This window comes from Streptomyces sp. YS-3 (assembly GCF_045257485.1).
Lineage (GTDB): Bacteria > Actinomycetota > Actinomycetes > Streptomycetales > Streptomycetaceae > Streptomyces.
Map to the genome: position 1 here is coordinate 1 of NZ_JBJHPC010001164.1, position 670 is coordinate 670.

Below are 670 nucleotides of genomic sequence, written 5' to 3' on the forward strand. Positions count from 1 at the left end.
GGGAGGGGGTCCCGGGCGAGGGGTGCGGCTACTCGTCCTCGTCCTCGTCGTCGAGGCGGGCCAGCCACGTGGCGAGGCGTTCGACCGGGACCTCGAAGTCCGGGTTCAGGTCGACGAACGTGCGCAGCTGGTCGGCAAGCCACTCGAAGGTGACCTCCTCCTCGCCGCGCCGCTTCGCCAGCTCCTCGATGCCGCGGTCGGTGAAGTACACAACGTGCTCCTGAACGTACGGGGGTGTTCCCCTCCAGGGTATCCGCCGCTCTGAAGGGGTCCCCTGCAACCGCCGGGCCGATTACCCTCGTCATCTCAAGTCAGGGGAGCTTGCGACTGGTTCAGGGGGCGGCCATGGCGCATGTACGGGAGATCGAGCTGCCGGGCGGGGCCGTGGTGCTCGCCCGGGTGTCCGCCGCCGGGGGGTACGCGGCGGACGACGACGACGTCGGCGTGATCGAGAACGCCGTCGCCAAGGTGGAACGGCTCAGCGAGCTGATCGCCGGGGTCGGGCGGTCCGTGCTGGACGCCGCCGCAGCCGCGCGGCCCGACGAGGCGACCGTCAGCTTCGGTGTCGAGCTGGCGGTCCGGGCCGGGGCGGCCGTCGCCGTCCTCGCCGACGGGGAGGCGAAGACGTCCATCCAGGTCACGCTGGTGTGGCGCCGGGAGGACCGGCCGG

2 protein-coding genes are annotated in these 670 nt (G+C 72.2%); one reads left to right on the forward strand and one right to left on the reverse strand.

Annotation, left to right across the window (positions count from 1 at the left end; genetic code table 11):
* Positions 1-28: 28 nt before the first annotated feature.
* A complete protein-coding gene (locus ACJA3G_RS38110; RefSeq protein WP_101390066.1) occupies positions 29-211 on the reverse strand; it encodes a DUF6104 family protein in 183 nt (60 codons plus the stop codon).
* Positions 212-345: 134 nt separating this feature from the next.
* Here ACJA3G_RS38110 and ACJA3G_RS38115 point away from each other — a divergent pair.
* Positions 346-670, forward strand: a 325-nt coding sequence (locus ACJA3G_RS38115) for a CU044_2847 family protein (RefSeq protein WP_406557565.1), incomplete at its 3' end; no start/stop codon positions are given.